The sequence below is a fragment of the Bacillus sp. FH genome (genome assembly GCF_052216825.1).
Taxonomy (GTDB): Bacteria; Bacillota; Bacilli; order Bacillales; family Bacillaceae_G; genus Bacillus_A; species Bacillus_A paranthracis.
The window spans coordinates 261885-279199 of sequence record NZ_JBQOUU010000001.1 but is presented as its reverse complement, the minus strand read 5'-3'; the positions used below and the strand labels follow the sequence as shown (position 1 = coordinate 279199).

Below are 17315 nucleotides of genomic sequence, written 5' to 3'. Positions count from 1 at the left end.
TCTAGAAGCGAGGAGGAATTAAAAAGAATGAGAGATCATTTATGTATAGAAGAAAAATGTAAAAGGGGAATAGAATATCATAAAGAGTTTATCGAAGAAAATAGAGAAGAGATTAAAAGTTTAGAAGAAGATGAAAAAAATGGTATTCAAAGATATCCTAATGATAACAAAAGTATTATATTAGAAAATTATTTGTCGAATTTTATACATGAGATGAACGACATTAGGGCAATGTATTCTTTAGGAGAAGACATTAGTAAAATGGAAGTATATTTTTATAATGCGATAGATGATTTAGAGCATACAGGAGCTAGCAAAGTGGGTTATATATATATGCTTTGGATAATTTCTTTAGGAATTTTGTTAGAAACGGATAAAAAGAATATAGAAAGATTAAAAAAGATAGTTGATAAAAAAAATGTGAATGATGCAGTAATTGATTTCCTCTTATGCGCTAGTGATATCGGATACACAAAAATGACGAATGTTTATTTTAAAGAAAATCCATATGCAAAAACGAGAGAGATTATAGAACTTGCACAAACAGATAAAAAAGAAGCATCTAAAAGATTACAAACGTACATGGAGAAAGAATGGTTTAAAGGCCATTATGATTATGAATGGAAAAATGCGCATAAAGAACCTGGATATGTGGGGTATTGGAGCTTTGAGACAGCTGCAATAGTAAAGATACTCGGACTTGATGATACAAGTTTAAAAGATAATAATCATTATCCATATGATTTGGCACATTATAAAAATGAAATGAAATTCAAGCATATAGACCTAAGTGAATATCACTATGAAGATGAGACAGAAGAAATAGAGGATATAGTAGAAGGAATTGAAAATAATCCTGCACTGGAAAACATGATTCCGCCAAAATGGCATTCATTGGTCAATGAATTGATTCATGACTATGAGAATATGGATGATAGTAGTTTTTATGAAAAATACAAAAAAACGATAGAAATAGGTCAAGTGTGGTTCTTACCACAAGAGTATGAAGAAGAAAATGAGCAAAAAAATCTATTAGGAAGTTTAATTGTGTTTGCCCTGACGGTAAGAGAGTATATATTACAATTGGACTATAAAGAAGATTTAGAAGACTACATTGATAATCTAAAAAATTTCTGGAATGTTTCAGAAACAAAGTTAGTTCAATTTATGTTAGAGAATGATCAAAATTATTATGCATGGGTACCAAAAGAAGCAAACATCCCAAATATGTATGAAGTGAAGATAGAGAGTGTCGATGTAGAGGAAGTTCTATAACGAACAAATCGAAATGATTTTTATTATATGTAATATTAGAATGCATTTTACTAGTTAATTCAAAACAATGCATGCGTGGCAGAAAAAAGGATGTATTGTTACTAAAAATTAGAGGGAAAGAAGGCTGTTGGATTGAGTTAAGCACCTCATTGTCAATATACGACAATAGGTGCTTTTTTGCGTGCAATGAAGAAAAAATAAAAGATTTATTTTCACTCTATTTCATCTTCGAATTACATGTTATAATTTGGGAAAATTATATTCTTAATTTTTAGATAATTAAAAGGTGGTAGATTACTATATGAGTACATTAAAGAAAATTAATGATAATATTTCGAAGGTTATTATAGGAAAAGACGAATCGATAGAACTAGCAGCCATTGCTCTAATAGCAAAAGGACATATTTTATTAGAAGATGTACCGGGGACAGGAAAAACAACACTAGCGAAAAGTTTGGCTAAAAGCGTGGACGCAAAATTTCAAAGAATACAATTTACAGCGGATACTTTGCCCGGAGATGTTATTGGTCTTGAATATTTTAATGTGAAGGAATCGGATTTTAAAACGAGGTTAGGTCCTATTTTTGCAAATATAGTATTAGTGGATGAAATTAATCGGGCTGTACCGAGAACACAATCTTCGTTATTAGAAGTGATGGAAGAACGTACTGTTACAATTGCGAAACAGACACATTTATTACCAGAACCTTTTTTAGTAATTGCAACGCAAAATCCTCTTGAATCGGCCGGTACATTTCCTTTACCTGATGCTCAGTTAGACCGGTTTTTACTCACAATACGCCAAGGTTATCCTACGAGAGAAGCTGAAAAGGAAATGATGAATCGGTTTCAAATGAATAATCCGTTAGAAACGTTACATTCTATTATTTCAAGTGAAGAAATTATTACGATGCAAAAGCGTGCAAGAGAAGTTTTAGTAGGGAATGATGTGCAAGATTATCTTCTTGAAATTATTGAAGCAACACGCACGCATGAGCTAATTGAAATTGGTGTAAGCCCGCGGGGAACGTTGGCATTTATGAGAGCGATTCAAGCACGGGCAATATTAAATGAAAGAGATTACTGTACGCCAGATGATATAAAACAACTTGCTGCTTCCATATGTGCTCATCGTTTAACGTTAACGATTGAGGGAGAGATGAAAACGACGAAAGAACAAATTATGAAAGAAATTCTTCATACGATTAATGTGCCAGTGGAGAATGTACGATGAATCAACAACTTGTGTATACACCTTTAGCGGAGCCTTTCGTAATAGGAGTTATGTCAGTTGTAGCCGTTATTTTAAGTGTATTTTCAAGTAATTTACTCATATTATCTCTCGTATTTTTATATGTAATTTTAATAGGTGCTATGCATGTTTATATACGTAAAGTATCTCGTGTTGAATGGGAATACAGTCAAGGAAATTCGAATGTTTTTATAGGTGAAACGAACAGATGCAAAATAAAAATTTCAAACAAATCAATTTTTCCTATTTTTAATGTTGTATTTCGATTTAAATGTGAAAATAAGCTAACTTGGAATCATGATGAAATAAACAAAAATCATAGTACAGGTTCAAATTATTATATGAATTTTAATTTAAAAGGAAGGGAGTCAGTTTCATTTGATTTGCAAGTTGTAGCGTTAAAAAGAGGCATCGCGAAATGGGAAGAAGTTGAAATTGTGATTACCGAGCTCTTTGGATTTATAACGAACCATATCACATATAAACAAGTTGATACGCCCTCTTATTTAGTCTTACCAGCTGTTCCGAAAATACAAGTTCCGGAATTACAAGAATGGTCACGAGGATTTCGAAAAGCGATGTCTTCACCCTTATATGATGAAACGAAAGTAATGGGAGTAAAGTCTTATGAAAATGAAGATTTTCGTTCCATCCACTGGAGTGCAACGGCGAAAACGGGGACGATAACTGCGAAAAAGTATGAGCGAACGCAATCAGATAAATACGCGATTTATCTCAACTTGCAAAATAAAAGTGGTGTTTCTTTGCGAAATGATACAGAGAAACTAATCGAATTAACGGCGGGTATATGTAAACAATTGCTCATGCAAAACTGTTCATTTGAAGTATGGATCAATAGTGTAAAAGATAACGGTTTGCTACATATAAAAAATGGGGATAATCGGAAACACTTGCAAAATGTATTAAGGGTACTTGCCTCGATATCAGACCAAGATACGCCTGTATCTTCTTCTTATTTTTATACAGCAGGCTTTCGTCGAAAGGAACTGGATGCGGTTCCTTTAATTATTGGTACTTCACCAAAGAAATACAGTAGAACGAATAAATGGATTGTAATGAAAGAATAAGAAGGGGCTTATGTCATGGCGAATAAAAAGCGACATATGAAAGTGAAGTTATGGGGTGTAAGAACTTTAATCATACTTTTCTTTGCGATTAGTGCGATAACGTTATCACAAGGTGTTGTGTATGTACAAGACATAGTAAAAGGGCTTTTTTCTAGTAAGACGGAGATAATATCAGAAAGAAATTATGATTTTACTAGTGTAGACGCACAGTTTGATGAATCTGAAAGAATTATAGATGAAGAAACAGGAGTTGTAGATACAAGAACGAAAATAGATAGGGAAATTCCACTTTTTGTACGAAAAAATTCATGGACTGATGTGTTTTCTGTTCTTTCAAATTCATGGATTAGTGTCATTTTTTATGTAATTATTGCAGTGGTCATTTTATATGCTGTTTATAAATTAATGAGGAAAAAGGTAACGAAATCAGAAATAGAACAGGATAAACAATCGATAACAAAAGAAAATACGGATAGAACCGAAAAGAACAAGAAAGTGATGCATCAGTTTGAACAGCCATTACCTAAAGATACGATAAGAAAAACGTTAGTTGAATGGGAAAGAACATTACCATTTCATGAACAGAGAAGATCCTATGAAACGATGCAACAGTGGTTAAAAAGAATTAGTAGAACGAGAAATATTACTTCGTTATATGAGTCTGTTCGTTATGGTGAAAAGACGTATACGGAGTTAGATGTGGAAAAAATAATGAAGTGGGTAGAGGGAGATGGGAAGGTGGATACGTAAATATTCACCTTTACTTTTTTGTAGAGAAGTTTGATTATCATGAATCATTTTCATATATATAACAGCCTTCAACTAAGAAAACGAAATTAACTGTAAATTAACTTTATTTACTTATACTTCATTACATGTTAACCTATACTTAATTTTTATAAATTATAATTAATTTTTAAGTTTTTTAAGGGTGTGAAAATGTAATGAAATCGGTATTAAAAAGCATACTTATTTCCTTTGTTTTTTCTGCAGTAAGTATGTGTTGGTTGCTGTTCTTATTATTCAAAGGGGACGGAGACTGGTTATTGTCTTGGGTAGGCGTATTCATGGCATATTTATCTTTGTATACTTTAATAGATTTATATTGTAAAAATACATACGATAAAAAAATAAGTAAATGGCTTATAAAAACAGCGGTGACTAGCTTTAGTTTTGCGGTATTAGGAATCTCATTTTGCATCATACACGAGCTATTAACACCATGGAGTCTCAGTTTAATGGTGTGGTATTGGCTGGTAATGTTAGTGTTATTTTTAACGACCATAATCTCATTAGTCAGTCTCGTATTTGTGAATCGTAAAAATCATAATTTCACCGGTGGATATAGAATACTTATACTTCTAAATGTACTGCTTACGTTAGGACCAGTATTATGGCCACTATTACTTTCTATTATTGGAAATGGAATGAATGCTAGTGCAGGCTGGTAAAAATGAATTTAGATTAGTTGTGTAAAGAATAGGATGAAAAGTTGATATAGAATTTTAAATGTTTATGAGAACATGTTTACATAAAAAATGAAAACATGTTCTCTTTTTATTTGCATGCATAACTCTTCCCCAGTTTACTTTATTTAAATTTAAACGTAAGTATTTCGTAAGGAATGGATAAGAAAAAAGACAGTTTTATCATATAGGATGAAAGTATAGCTTGAATCAATACGATATGAATAGGGGAGAGAAATCCTTATGAAAAAACGTAATTCAATGAAGTTAGCGAGTTTGACAGTTTTATTAGCGGGTACTACTCTATTTACACCTGGCTTCACTGTGAAAGCAGAGTCTACTCAAAGTATTTCGAATTCGTCAAAAGTACATGATCAAAAGAATCGGAATGGATGGAAACAAGTAATGCAGGAAACAATCAAAATTGGAGCACCAGGGGTATTAGCTAAGACATCTAATAAAGGAAAAATTAGTAGTTATACTGCTGGCGTAGCAGATTTAAGTACAAAGAAACCGGTGAAATCGGATTATCGCTTTCGGATTGGTAGTGTGACGAAAACTTTTACCGCCACGACTGTTCTTCAATTAGTAGGAGAAAATCGCGTACAACTGGACGATTCAATTGAAAAGTGGCTACCGGGTCTCATTCAAGGAAATGGGTATGATGGTAATCAAATTACGATACGTCAACTTTTGAATCATACGAGTGGTATCGCTGAATACTTAAAGTCAAAAGATGCTGACATAATGAATTCGAAAAAAACGTATACAGCAGAAGAAATAGTGAAAATAGGACTTGCGCTGCCTTCGGATTTTTCGCCAGGTAAAGGCTGGTCGTATTCAAACACAGGATACGTAATACTAGGAATGCTTATTGAAAAAATAACTGGTAATAGTTATGCGGAAGAAATCGAAAAGCGAATTATTGAACCTTTGGACTTGCCAAATACGTTTTTACCAGGTAATTCACCTGTCATCCCAGGAAAGAATCATGCTCGTGGATATGTGAAAATGGAAGAAACAGGCGAGTTGAAAGACATTACGTATTATAATCCGAGTTTAGCTAATGCAGCTGGAGACATGATTTCTAATGCGGATGATTTAAACAAGTTCTTTTCATCTTTACTCGGTGGTAAGTTACTGAAGGAACGCGAGCTAAAAGAAATGCTTACTACAGTTCCTATAGAAGGAAAAGGGATTGGTGATGGATATGGTCTTGGAATCTATGAGACTAAACTTCCAAATGGTGTCTCAGTATGGGGGCACGGAGGATCAATTCCTGGGTTTATGACTTTTGCTGGTGGAGTAATTGGTGGTAAACATACATTGGCTGTCAGTATTAACTCTTTAGATGAGGTCGATATTGTTTCGCAGTTTAATAAAATGATGCAAATTGAATTTAATAAATAACAGATAAAAAGAGTTCTACTATAGAGGTATATAAGGACTTGTATGTGATTTAATCGTTATTAAAATATAGTCTTAAAAAATCCCGAATCATGAGCAATTTACTTCCCATGATTCGGGGTTTTTATGTGCTGTTACAAGAAAAGTAATGATGTATTTAAATTTTTTCATTTTACTATAAATCTATTATATTTATTTGATATTTCTTATTTATAGTGACTTTTACATTTTTAAAATATTGCAACATACAAAGGTAAGTAGTTCTAGATTTCGGAGTTAATAATAAGTAAATTCTGTTTTTTGTTGAAAAATATTTAAATGTATTTCCGTAATTTACATAATAAGGTACTTTTATCGTATGAATTAATAACAAATAGAATTAAGTATACAAAAATAGATAATTATGATTTGTGCCCAAATGATTGACTATTATGAAATTAGTGATTAATATAGGTTTTATATTTTGGTTCCATTTGCATTACAAATATGTATTTTATTTCAAGTTTAAATTGTGTCTTAAACTATAATTGAATATATTGTGAAAAAGAATGGGGAGCGGGAACAGCAATAGAAAAGGCTATCTTTTCAAATTTTGTAATGAAATCAAAGGGAGGATAAATATGTATAAACAAGTATAAACAAGTAGTAGAACTGTTAGAAGAAGCGGCTATATCGTATAAATAATATACATATGAGCCAATATTAGATTATGAAACAGATAGAAAAATTAGAGAAAGGTTTAAATGTCCTATTACGGAGTTGAAGAAAAATGATTAGCATGATATTCAGTTATATATTATTAGGGATTTCATTGTCTGCACCAGTCGGTCCGATTAATGTTGCTCAAATAAATAAAGGAATAAAAAATGGTTTTTTGAGTGCATGGTTAGTAGGAGTTGGAGCAATGTCAGCAGATGTTGTAATGATGTTTTTAATTTACTTTGGTATTTCGACTTATTTAACAACTCCAGTTGCCCAGCTCTGCATTTGGATTTTTGGTTTTGTAACGATGATTTATTTAGGCTATGAAAGCATGAAAGAAGCTACTAAACAAGTTCAATATATTTCATCAGGTGAAAAAGAACATCCTTTAAAATCTTTTCTATCGGGGTTTGCTATCGCAATTTCTAATCCATTAAATATTATTTTTTGGATAGGGATATATGGATCAGTTCTAACTAGTGCTATGAATACTATTGGAAAAGAACAAGCTTTATGGTATAGTGCAGCCATTTTTGCTGGGATTATGCTTTGGGATATATTTATGGCTACATCTATTCATTTTGGTAGAAGATTTATTAATCATACAGTAATGAAATGGATTTCTATAGTAGCAGGAATTGTTTTAATTATGTTTGGAATATATTTTGGCTATGAGGCAGTAAAAGGGATTAATAGACTATTATGAAATGATTGATAATTAGAGTGGGTAGTTATTTTTTAGAACTTTATTCATAGCGAACCTTTTGGTTTTTGAATTTGTTAATTGATGAGTATAGGTTAATTGCTTATAGTAAAAGACTTATAGAATCATTCTATAAGTCTTTTTATTGCGTTATAGAAAAATATATAGGTACATTTTCTTCTCACAAAGAGAAATAAAATTCTTAACAAGAACGATAAAATAAATATATAAGCAGTAAAGCAAATTTCAATAAAAGTAGCTTGTTTGCATTTGAAAAATCTAGAATGTTTTTAATTGCTATGAATTACTTTCACAACTTTTGTGGGCACTCCTGCAACGACAATGTTTGCAAGTGCATCTTTTGTAACAACTGTACCTGCAGCAATAACTGAATTGTTTCCAAGTGTCACACCAGGAAGTATGGTTGCACTAGACCCGATCCATACATTTTCACCAATTGTAACAGGGGAGGCGTATGTCGTGTTTCTTGTTTCTAAAGTTAGCCCGTGATTAAGTGTGGCAATTGTAGCATTCATACCGATTATACAATTGTCTCCTATTTGAATCCCATCTCTATCTTGAAAAGAACATCCATTGTTAAAAAATACGTTTTTGCCCTTACAAAATATTCATTATTCTTTCAAAGGTTCCAGTAAAACAACTTCACAGAAATGTTCATGTTCAAATGAGGAAGAAGTGAACAATAAAACGATTTATATTCCGAAAATTGTAATTTTTATGATTGTTAAATATAATAGTGATATATATTGAGTGGACTTAAATAGAAAATAGTTTAGTTAATTAATTATTTTTCGTCTTAACTAATATGGCATTGGAGTGAAATACATTGGGACAAAATCAGTTCAGATGGAGTAACGAGCAATTACGAGAACATGTTGAAATAATAGACGGTACAAGAAGTCCTCATAAATTATTAAAGAACGCAACATACTTAAATTCCTATATACGTGAATGGATGGAAGCAAATATTTGGATCTATGATGACAGAATTATATATGTAGGAGAAAAACTACCAGAGCAACTACATGAATGTGAAGTTATTGATTGTGATGGAAAGTATGTCGTTCCTAGTTACATAGAACCGCATGCACATCCATATCAATTATATAATCCAGAGACGTTAGCGAATTATGCGATGCAATTTGGGACAACAACTTTTATTAATGATAATTTAACTCTATTTTTCACATTAAAGCGTGAGGAATCATTTCATTTATTAGATAAATTTAAAAAGCTTTCAGCTAGTATGTATTGGTGGTGCCGTTTTGATGGACAAACTGAATTGCAAAATGGGCAATCTTTATTTAATAGTGAAGAAATAATAGAATGGCTACAGCATGAAGCAGTTCTTCAAGGAGGAGAGCTAACAGCATGGCCAAAATTATTACATGGCGATGATGAAATGCTAACTTGGGTGCAGGAAACAAAGCGATTACAGAAAAAAGTAGAAGGACATTTCCCAGGAGCATCTGAAGCAACGTTAGTAAAATTAAAACTGTTAGGTACAGACTGTGATCATGAAGCAATGACGGGGCAAGAAGTGTTAACTCGTCTTATGCAAGGTTACACTGTTTCTCTTCGAAACTCTTCCATCCGACCAGATTTAGAAGTTTTATTAAAAGAACTACTGGAATTAGGTGTGAAGCAATTTGATAGATTCTTTTTCACAACAGATGGTTCTCATCCGTCCTTTTATGAAAACGGAATGACGAATGTAATGATTACTACTGCTATAAAGCAAGGTGTTCCAGTAATAGATGCATATCATATGGCAAGTTATAATATTGCTCGTTATTATAATATGGAGCATATACATGGTTCGATTGGGACAGGGAGAATTGCAAATATCAATATTTTAGAAAGTAAAGAAAACCCAGTACCAGCGAGCGTTATTGCAAAGGGGAAATGGGTGAAGCGTGACGGTGTAAATACGCATGAAGCATTACATATAGACTGGGGTAAATGTAAAGTAACTCCATTATCATTAGATTGGTCCATAGAAAAAGAGGATATGATTTTCTCTAATAAAACGGGTATACACTTATTAAATAACGTTATTACAAAACCATATACTAGTAAAATCAACATAGAATGTAATGAATTGTCCACAGATCATGATGAATGTTTCCTTATGATGATTGCTCGTGATGGCAGTTGGCGAGTGAATACAGTTGTGAAAGGTTTTGCGAAAGAACTAGGTGGGCTTGCTAGCTCTTATTCTGGTACAGGTGACATCATTCTTATCGGAAAAAGAAAAGAAGATATGCTTATAGCTTTTCATAGAGTAAAAGAGCTTGGCGGGGGAATGGTAATAGCTGAGAAGAATGAAGTATTACATGAAATCGCATTACCATTGCTCGGAATTATGTCTAATTTAAAAATGAGTGAATTAATACAGGAAGAGAAACAGATGGTGAAATTACTACAAGAGCGTGGCTACGCGTATGATGATCCAGCATTTACAATTTTATTCTTTTCTGCGACGCACTTGCCTTTTATACGGGTAACGCCTATAGGGCTATATGATGTGAAAAGTGGAAAGGTAGTTGCTTCGCCGGTGAATTTGATAAAGTAATATTAGAAAGAACTCCTCCGCTACAGTAGTTATGTAAAGTGGGGGAGTTTTAGATTTTAGATGTATTGTTATAAATAGGGTTACATATAAATAATCTCAAAAATAACCTTAAACGAGAACAAATAGATAAATTAGGAAAATATATTTTTAAAACACACTTGACTCATAGGAATTAATGGATTAATATGTGGATATTACTTATTTTACCACTCATTATTTTAATGCTAAAACAAATTGAATAGCTGATTGGATAACCAAAGGCACGTATACATTTCATAATTTTGAAATGTGTTCGTGCCTTTTTGTATTATTCATAGAGCAAGGAGCGGAGGAGATATGAATAAAACGATGCCAACATTAATCGAAGAAACAGATTGGTTGTTTCGTAAAATGGTCCGTAAGTTTGTAAAGGAACGTGACAAAATTAAGATTGAAGGTATTATGTTGCCGGGCATCTTAATATTAAACAAAATTATTCGAGATGGTGAGCAGCGTCTAACTGATTTAGCAGAAGAACTGGATTTTACATCAGGAGCGATTACGGCATTATGCGATAAGTTAGAAGAAAGAGGCTTGGCTATTCGGAAACGTCATCAGGAAGATAGACGAATCACTTTACTTGATATTACTGAAGATGGCCTGAAATTTATAAAGCGAAATAATAAAATAAGAACAAGTTTTATGTCTGTTTTATTCGATGGATTTTCAACAGAAGAATTACAAGTGCAGACCGAAGTTTTTAAACGCTTAGCCCATAATTTAGAACACCTTTCGGATACAATTATGAAACTAAGCAATGAGAATACAGAGGAATAACAAAGAATACTATTACTCTAGTTATTTAGGTCTGAAAATTCAAACTGTTAAAAGGTGACTTATTAATAATATGAATAGGAGTGGAAAGAATGGGACATCCAACAATTTATCCAACAGGGGCAACAGTATATAATCCCGGGAAAGCTTGGAGTGGTTATACAATTTATCAAGCTGCAGATCATGGTGCGTTATTAATTGATATGAATGGAAAGGAAGTACACTTATGGAAAGGACTGCGTGGATTTCCAAATAAGTTATTACCAGGCGGATATGTTTTTGGTCATACAGCACAAAGAGATCCTGAGTACGGTTTTCAAGATGAAGTAGATTTAGTTCAAGTAGATTGGGAAGGAAACATAGTCTGGAGATTTAACCGTCTGGAACACATTGAAGACCCAGGCCATGATCCGCAGTGGATGGCTAGAGCTCATCATGATTATCAGCGTGAGGGAAATCCCGTGGGTTACTATGCACCAGAATTAGAACCGAAAACAGATGGTGGAAATACGTTAATTTTAGCACACAAAAATGTACATAATCCGAATATATCCGATAAGCCGTTATTAGATGATGTCATTATTGAGGTAGATTGGGAAGGGAATATTATATGGGAGTGGGCTGTCAGTGATCATTTTGAAGAACTTGGATTTGATGAAAGTGCTAAAAATGTACTATTCCGTAATCCTAATATTAGATCCTTTGGTGGTAATTCGGATGGAGATTGGATGCATATAAATTCTATGTCTACAATTGGTCCGAATAAGTTTTATGACCAAGGAGATGAACGTTTTCATCCTGAAAATATTATTTGGGATGCTAGGGAGTCAAATATAATTGCCATTATTGACAAGAAGACAGGAAATATAGTTTGGAAACTCGGTCCTGATTATTCTAGTCCAGATGTTAAGCATTTAGGATGGATCATTGGACAACATCATGCACATATCATTCCGAAAGGATTGCCTGGAGAAGGGAATTTACTTGTATTTGATAATGGTGGTTGGGCAGGATACGGTCTTCCAAACCCTGCATCTCCATACGGTTCCAAAAATGCTGTTCGTGATCACTCGAGGATTCTAGAAATTAATCCAGTAACTTTAGAAATTGAGTGGCAATATACGCCAACTGAAGCTGGATATCAAGCTCCTTTAGATTCGTATCGATTTTACAGTCCATATATTAGTTCTGCCCAAAGGCTACCAAACGGAAATACATTGATTACAGAAGGAGCAGATGGTCGGATTTTTGAAGTTACTCGTGAGCATGAGCTTGTATGGGAATATATTTCACCTTATAAAAATAACAGAAACTCCAATATGGTTTACCGTGCGTATCGTGTACCGTATGAGTGGGTACCTCAACTAGAAAAACCAGAGGAGAAAGAAATTACTCCTCTTGATATAGCAGCATTTAGAGTCCCGAATGCTGCAGAAGCTGGTACGGAATCTGTTGTGACAGTCGAAGGAACAATATCTTACGGCACCGGAGATTTCTGTGTAGCGACATTGGAAGAAATAAATAAAATACGAGATTAACGTTAGTAATTTAAAGTGTGGGGAGAGTCATTTCCCCCACTTATTAAAATGAACTTGATAGGTTTGTTATATGACAAAACGTTTCCATTTCTTTATTTGTAATAATTTAACGTAATATTTCGGTTAAACAAATCTTACTTCAAGCTTGAACAAATTGTTATGGAGGAATGATAAATGGTGAAACTAAAGCCTTTATTTTTAAGTTTATCAATGGTTACTAGTTTAGCTGTAGCAGGATGCTCAAACTTTTCAAAAGAAAGTGCGGGAACGACAAAAAGTAATGGGAAAGAAACGGCCGCGGTGAAAATGGCTATAGATACAGCTGCTGGCGGATCTTTTCAGTTTAGAGCTGCCGAGAAACAAGGCTATTTTGAGAAAAATAGTATTAAAGCTCAACTATCGAATTTTGCTTATGGAATTGATACAGTTAATGCGGTATTAACGGAACAAGCTGATACAGGTCTTGCTGCTGATTATGCGCTTTTAAATTCGTTAGGAAAAGGAGATATGGTCGTAATTTCAACACTTACGCGAGGAAATGAAAAATCATCAAAAGACAATGAGCTTCTAGTTAGAGAGGGGATTAAAACAGAAAATGATTTAAAAGGTAAAAAGTTAGGCGTACCTAAAGGGACTGTAACGGAGTATGTTTGGGCGAAATATTTGGCAGCGAAACATATTAATGAAAAGGATATTACCTTCGTTCCATATAGTACACCAGACGAAGCTATTGTAGGAATAAAAAATGGTGATATAGATGCTGTTTGGAGTTCTGGTGCATTAAAGGATAAATTTAAAAATATAAAAGGTGTAACAAAATTAGGTGATTTAGAAAGTGCAGGCGTTACAATTGACAGCTATTTACTAGCAAAAAGATCATTCGTCGAGAAGAATCCAAAAGCTGTTGAAAACACACTTAAGGCTTTATCTGAAGGTATTAAATATGTAGATAACAATAAAAAAGAAACCGCTAAGCTTGCTTTTGAGCAATTGAAACTACCAGAGAAAGATGCGTTAAAAGATATTGAAAGACAAAACTATGTTCTTGGATTTACAGAGGAGGACGCAAAACATTTAGAAGATATGAAAGTATGGTTAGAAGAGAAAGGGAAACTGAAAGATAAATATGAATTGAAAGATAAAATTAATCTTGAAGCACTTAAAAAAGCTTTCCCTGAATCTGTTACTTATAAATAGAATAGGAGTGAAGTATGGTGAGTACAGTAAGTGAAAAAGAAGTATTGAAATCTCCTGTGGCCATTTCTATTTCTGGGTTATCTAAATCATTTAATAACGAACAATTTGTTTTAGAAGATGTAAATTTAACAATTGGGAATGGTGAATTTTTTATATTACTTGGCCCAAGCGGATGTGGAAAATCTACGTTATTAAGTATGGTTGCTGGATTTGTTGAAAAGACATCAGGGAAACTAATAGTCAATAATGAAGAGGTAATTAAGCCTGATAGAAATCGTGGCGTCGTATTTCAACAAGCAGACGCAGCGCTTTTTCCGTGGCTAACAATTAAAGAAAATATTGAATTTGGTTTAAAAATGAAAAAAATGATAAAGCAGACCCGAAATGATATATCCTCTCACTATATAAAACTTGTTGGACTAGATGGGCATGAAGGAAAATATCCAAGAGAACTTTCTGGAGGAATGAAACAAAGAGTTCAATTAGCACGTGTGTTAGCCAATGACTCGCAATTTTTATTAATGGATGAACCATTTGGAGCACTCGATGCAATGACTAGAAGAACAATGCAAATAGAGTTAATTCGAATTTGGAAAGAAACAAACAAAACGATTATTTTTGTCACTCATGATATTCAAGAAGCTCTATTACTTGGGCAAAGAATAGGGGTAATGTCTAAAGGACCTTCTTCAAAAATTGAAAAGATTTACGATATTCCACTACCGTATCCGAGAACATTTACAGATAAAGAATTTAATTACTATTATCAAATGATTCAATCACACTTTGATTGAAAGGAGGTCCAAATATGAGCGTGTTGAAAGATGAGATTGCAAGAAAAGAGACTATTTATGAAACAAATAATTTCAAGATTGGTTTACAAAAGAAGCTATTACAAAGTGGAATTATCGCTTGGATACTTATCCTTACGATATGGAGTGTTGTAGCGAAATTTTCTGATCCGCAATTTTTGCCAAGTCCGATAGCAGTTTTGTATGGAGCAATTGAACTGAGTCAAAATGGTTCCTTATTTATATATATAGGAGTTAGTTTTTTAAGAGTAATAGCTGGATGGATTTTAGGGAATCTTGTAGCCATTCCGGTAGGATTATTAATTGGCCGAATCCCATGGTTAAGAGCGCTATTTGATCCAGTTATCAATTTTATTCGCTTTATTCCACCTCTTGCCTTTATAACATTATTTATGCTTTGGTTTGGTATTGGAGAGCAATCTAAAATTTTTCTCATTATGTATGCAACTTTCTTTATTGTGACGATTAACACAATTACCGGTGTGCAAGCTGTTGAAGAAGATAAAATTCGCTCAGCGAGAAGTATGGGAGCATCAGAATGGCAAATTATGTTCCATGTCATCATACCAGCAGCACTTCCTTATATTTATACGGGGGCAAAGCTTGCAATGGGATCCTCATTTATGGCTATTGTTGGAGCTGAAATGGTTGCAGCTAATGAAGGAATTGGTTATATGATTTGGAATGCAAGGTTATATTTCAAAACAGATTGGATTTTTGTCGGTCTTGTTATTCTTGGATTGATGGGCTTCTTGATGGATCGGATATTTAATAAATTCGGAAGTGTAGTTCTGAAAAGATATAATGTGGTGAAAAAATAAAAAAGAGCCATTTAGCTGACTAAAAAAGGTTAGATAAATGGCTCTTTTTTATGAAAAAAGTCGATGCGTTCTTACTTCTTATTATTTTTCTATCTTGGTTTCAATCCTCTTCACCAAATCAGCTGACACGTTATGAAAATACTCTAACACTATCTTTCTAATATCATCAGATATAACTTTCAAATCACCAGCTAAGTTTTCTGCAAGATGTTCTTTTTCTATCGGTTTTAACTTCGTATAAAATTCACTAGCCTGCGTAAAGTCATCTTGTTTCGTTATTGAAGTTCTTTCAATTTTACCTTCAACGTATCTTCCGTCACCGCTCGTTATTTGATTAGCAGGTGTCCAATTTTGCTGTTGGTTAATCGTTAATTTCCGAAATTCGGGACCAATTCTTCTTCTTTGAGAATCACTATAAATGTTAGCTCGCCCTTGCAACATTTTATCATCTGATAATTCAGCACCGTCAAGTAAATTAGAAGGGGAGAAAGCGACTTTTTCTACTTGTTCCATATAATTTTCAGGGTTTTTATTTAATACCATTTTGCCGACTGGTATAAGAGGATACGCTTTTTCATCCCATATCTTTGTATCATCTAAAGGATCGTAAGAAAGATGCGCTTCATCTTTCGGGTCCATGAGCTGGACATATAAACCATATTCCACTGGTTTACCGTTTGCAATTGCATCATATAAATCTTTCCCGCTATAATCTGGGTTTTCAGCAGCCAGTTTATTTGCTTCCTCGCTAGTAATGAATTGTACACCTTCAAATGGGTACCAATGATACTTTACATACTTTCGATTGCCTTCTGCATTTCTCCAAACATATGTATTTACACTATGTCCTGGGATGTGGCGAAGGCTTTTGGCCGTACCATTATCAGAGTACAAACGGACAACGAAATGTATGGATTCAGGTGCTCTAGCGACAAAGCTCCAAAATCTATTAGGGTCTAATAAGTTATTTTTAGGTGAAGGTGACAACGCTTGAATGGTTTCAGGGAAACGCATCGGATCGCGGACAGAAAAGACAGGAATGTGATTACATAATAGATCGAAAATACCTTCTTTTGTATAAAATTTTGTAGAAAAACCGCGTACATTTCTAGAAGTATCAGGTGTTCCTTTCGTGCTAACAGCTAATGAAAATCGCACCATAACGGGAACTTTCTCATTAGCATTTTGTAGGAAATTTAGTTTAGTATGTTCGGGCATTGGATAGATTGTTTGAAAATAACCGAACGCACCAAATCCTTTTACATGAACAGGTCTTTCTAAAATTTTTTCGTGAATAAATTGTTGTAACGCCTCGTGAAGCACACTATCTTGCTCTAGAACAGGTCCACTTGAACCAACTGTTTGAGAGTGAAGGATTGCTTGTTCATTACGTTCTCCATTTTCATTAAAGTCTTTCCCTAGTAAAGATTGCCTCTGTTTATCATAGTGTTCATTCATCAATATAGCCTCCAAATCTTTTTCGTCCATTGTTACTAAATATGATTTTATTGCCTTGATTATGTATAACACGCAAAGCTCAAAATAGTAACAGACCGCTAGATGAAAAAAACGCGTATGTAGTGGACCTGTTGAAATAGAAGAAATTATGGGAAAATGAATATCGGGAAGAACATTACTGTTAAAA

Annotated in this window: 15 protein-coding genes; 13 read left to right on the top strand and 2 right to left on the bottom strand. The window is 33.6% G+C overall.

All coding sequences use genetic code 11. From position 1 onward, the window contains the following. Window positions 1-27 precede the first annotated feature (27 nt). From ACTT1L_RS01515 to ACTT1L_RS01485, 7 genes are all read left to right on the top strand, one after another. Window positions 28-1275 (top strand): PoNi-like cognate immunity protein, encoded by a 1248-nt coding sequence (locus ACTT1L_RS01515; protein WP_442821741.1) that lies wholly within the window; start codon window positions 28-30, stop codon window positions 1273-1275. 301 nt (window positions 1276-1576) lie between these two features. Beyond that, entirely contained in the window at window positions 1577-2509 is a 933-nt protein-coding gene (locus ACTT1L_RS01510; protein ID WP_442821740.1) for an AAA family ATPase, read from the top strand. Continuing rightward, window positions 2506-3615, top strand: a complete 1110-nt coding sequence (locus ACTT1L_RS01505; protein WP_061184567.1) for a DUF58 domain-containing protein — start codon at window positions 2506-2508, stop codon at window positions 3613-3615. The genes ACTT1L_RS01510 and ACTT1L_RS01505 overlap by 4 nt, the downstream gene beginning before the upstream one ends. 15 nt (window positions 3616-3630) lie before the next feature. After that, window positions 3631-4365, top strand: coding sequence for a signal peptidase II (locus ACTT1L_RS01500; RefSeq protein ID WP_442821739.1), 735 nt, complete (start codon window positions 3631-3633; stop codon window positions 4363-4365). A 194-nt stretch (window positions 4366-4559) separates the two neighbouring features. Beyond that, window positions 4560-5066, top strand: a complete 507-nt coding sequence (locus ACTT1L_RS01495) for a DUF3902 family protein (protein ID WP_000843849.1) — start codon at window positions 4560-4562, stop codon at window positions 5064-5066. A gap of 258 nt (window positions 5067-5324) precedes the next feature. Further along, window positions 5325-6491 carry a serine hydrolase domain-containing protein gene (locus ACTT1L_RS01490; protein WP_319608796.1) on the top strand — a complete coding sequence of 389 codons (1167 nt, stop codon included), beginning with the start codon at window positions 5325-5327 and terminating at the stop codon, window positions 6489-6491. 766 nt (window positions 6492-7257) lie between these two features. Continuing rightward, on the top strand, window positions 7258-7896 hold the full coding sequence (locus ACTT1L_RS01485; protein ID WP_000624902.1) for a LysE family translocator: 639 nt from the start codon (window positions 7258-7260) through the stop codon (window positions 7894-7896). A gap of 287 nt (window positions 7897-8183) precedes the next feature. Here ACTT1L_RS01485 and ACTT1L_RS01480 read toward each other — a convergent pair whose 3' ends face one another. Next, window positions 8184-8522, bottom strand: a complete 339-nt coding sequence (locus tag ACTT1L_RS01480) for a DapH/DapD/GlmU-related protein (protein ID WP_116777232.1) — start codon at window positions 8520-8522, stop codon at window positions 8184-8186. A gap of 218 nt (window positions 8523-8740) precedes the next feature. Between ACTT1L_RS01480 and ACTT1L_RS01475 the strand changes: the two genes are divergently transcribed. The 6 genes from ACTT1L_RS01475 (at window position 8741) to ACTT1L_RS01450 (ending at window position 15670) form a co-directional block, all read left to right on the top strand. Further along, window positions 8741-10489: an adenine deaminase C-terminal domain-containing protein gene (locus ACTT1L_RS01475; protein WP_442821738.1), complete on the top strand. Its 1749-nt coding sequence runs from the start codon at window positions 8741-8743 to the stop codon at window positions 10487-10489. Between the two features lie 336 nt (window positions 10490-10825). Beyond that, on the top strand, window positions 10826-11305 hold the full coding sequence (locus tag ACTT1L_RS01470; protein WP_001044428.1) for a MarR family winged helix-turn-helix transcriptional regulator: 480 nt from the start codon (window positions 10826-10828) through the stop codon (window positions 11303-11305). Window positions 11306-11394: 89 nt separating this feature from the next. Beyond that, the gene (locus ACTT1L_RS01465) at window positions 11395-12840 is read left to right on the top strand and encodes an aryl-sulfate sulfotransferase (protein ID WP_000509954.1); all 1446 of its coding nucleotides are present in this window, start codon (window positions 11395-11397) and stop codon (window positions 12838-12840) included. Between the two features lie 174 nt (window positions 12841-13014). Then, on the top strand, window positions 13015-14037 hold the full coding sequence (locus tag ACTT1L_RS01460) for an ABC transporter substrate-binding protein (RefSeq protein ID WP_080501312.1): 1023 nt from the start codon (window positions 13015-13017) through the stop codon (window positions 14035-14037). A gap of 14 nt (window positions 14038-14051) precedes the next feature. Continuing rightward, on the top strand, window positions 14052-14831 hold the full coding sequence (locus tag ACTT1L_RS01455; RefSeq protein ID WP_000255350.1) for an ABC transporter ATP-binding protein: 780 nt from the start codon (window positions 14052-14054) through the stop codon (window positions 14829-14831). A gap of 14 nt (window positions 14832-14845) precedes the next feature. After that, window positions 14846-15670: an ABC transporter permease gene (locus ACTT1L_RS01450; RefSeq protein ID WP_000114663.1), complete on the top strand. Its 825-nt coding sequence runs from the start codon at window positions 14846-14848 to the stop codon at window positions 15668-15670. An 81-nt stretch (window positions 15671-15751) separates the two neighbouring features. Here the strand turns inward: ACTT1L_RS01450 and ACTT1L_RS01445 are convergent, their stop codons facing one another. Then, the gene (locus ACTT1L_RS01445; protein ID WP_442821737.1) at window positions 15752-17128 is read right to left on the bottom strand and encodes a catalase; all 1377 of its coding nucleotides are present in this window, start codon (window positions 17126-17128) and stop codon (window positions 15752-15754) included. Between the last annotated feature and the right edge of the window lie 187 nt (window positions 17129-17315).

Coding starts and splice junctions, on each gene's coding strand:
- ACTT1L_RS01515 (WP_442821741.1), top strand. CDS start 28: ATGAGAGATCATTTATGTATAGAAGAAAAATGTAAAAGGGGAATAGAA.
- ACTT1L_RS01510 (WP_442821740.1), top strand. CDS start 1,577: ATGAGTACATTAAAGAAAATTAATGATAATATTTCGAAGGTTATTATA.
- ACTT1L_RS01505 (WP_061184567.1), top strand. CDS start 2,506: ATGAATCAACAACTTGTGTATACACCTTTAGCGGAGCCTTTCGTAATA.
- ACTT1L_RS01500 (WP_442821739.1), top strand. CDS start 3,631: ATGGCGAATAAAAAGCGACATATGAAAGTGAAGTTATGGGGTGTAAGA.
- ACTT1L_RS01495 (WP_000843849.1), top strand. CDS start 4,560: ATGAAATCGGTATTAAAAAGCATACTTATTTCCTTTGTTTTTTCTGCA.
- ACTT1L_RS01490 (WP_319608796.1), top strand. CDS start 5,325: ATGAAAAAACGTAATTCAATGAAGTTAGCGAGTTTGACAGTTTTATTA.
- ACTT1L_RS01485 (WP_000624902.1), top strand. CDS start 7,258: ATGATTAGCATGATATTCAGTTATATATTATTAGGGATTTCATTGTCT.
- ACTT1L_RS01470 (WP_001044428.1), top strand. CDS start 10,826: ATGAATAAAACGATGCCAACATTAATCGAAGAAACAGATTGGTTGTTT.
- ACTT1L_RS01465 (WP_000509954.1), top strand. CDS start 11,395: ATGGGACATCCAACAATTTATCCAACAGGGGCAACAGTATATAATCCC.
- ACTT1L_RS01460 (WP_080501312.1), top strand. CDS start 13,015: ATGGTGAAACTAAAGCCTTTATTTTTAAGTTTATCAATGGTTACTAGT.
- ACTT1L_RS01455 (WP_000255350.1), top strand. CDS start 14,052: ATGGTGAGTACAGTAAGTGAAAAAGAAGTATTGAAATCTCCTGTGGCC.
- ACTT1L_RS01450 (WP_000114663.1), top strand. CDS start 14,846: ATGAGCGTGTTGAAAGATGAGATTGCAAGAAAAGAGACTATTTATGAA.
- ACTT1L_RS01445 (WP_442821737.1), bottom strand. CDS start 17,128: ATGAATGAACACTATGATAAACAGAGGCAATCTTTACTAGGGAAAGAC.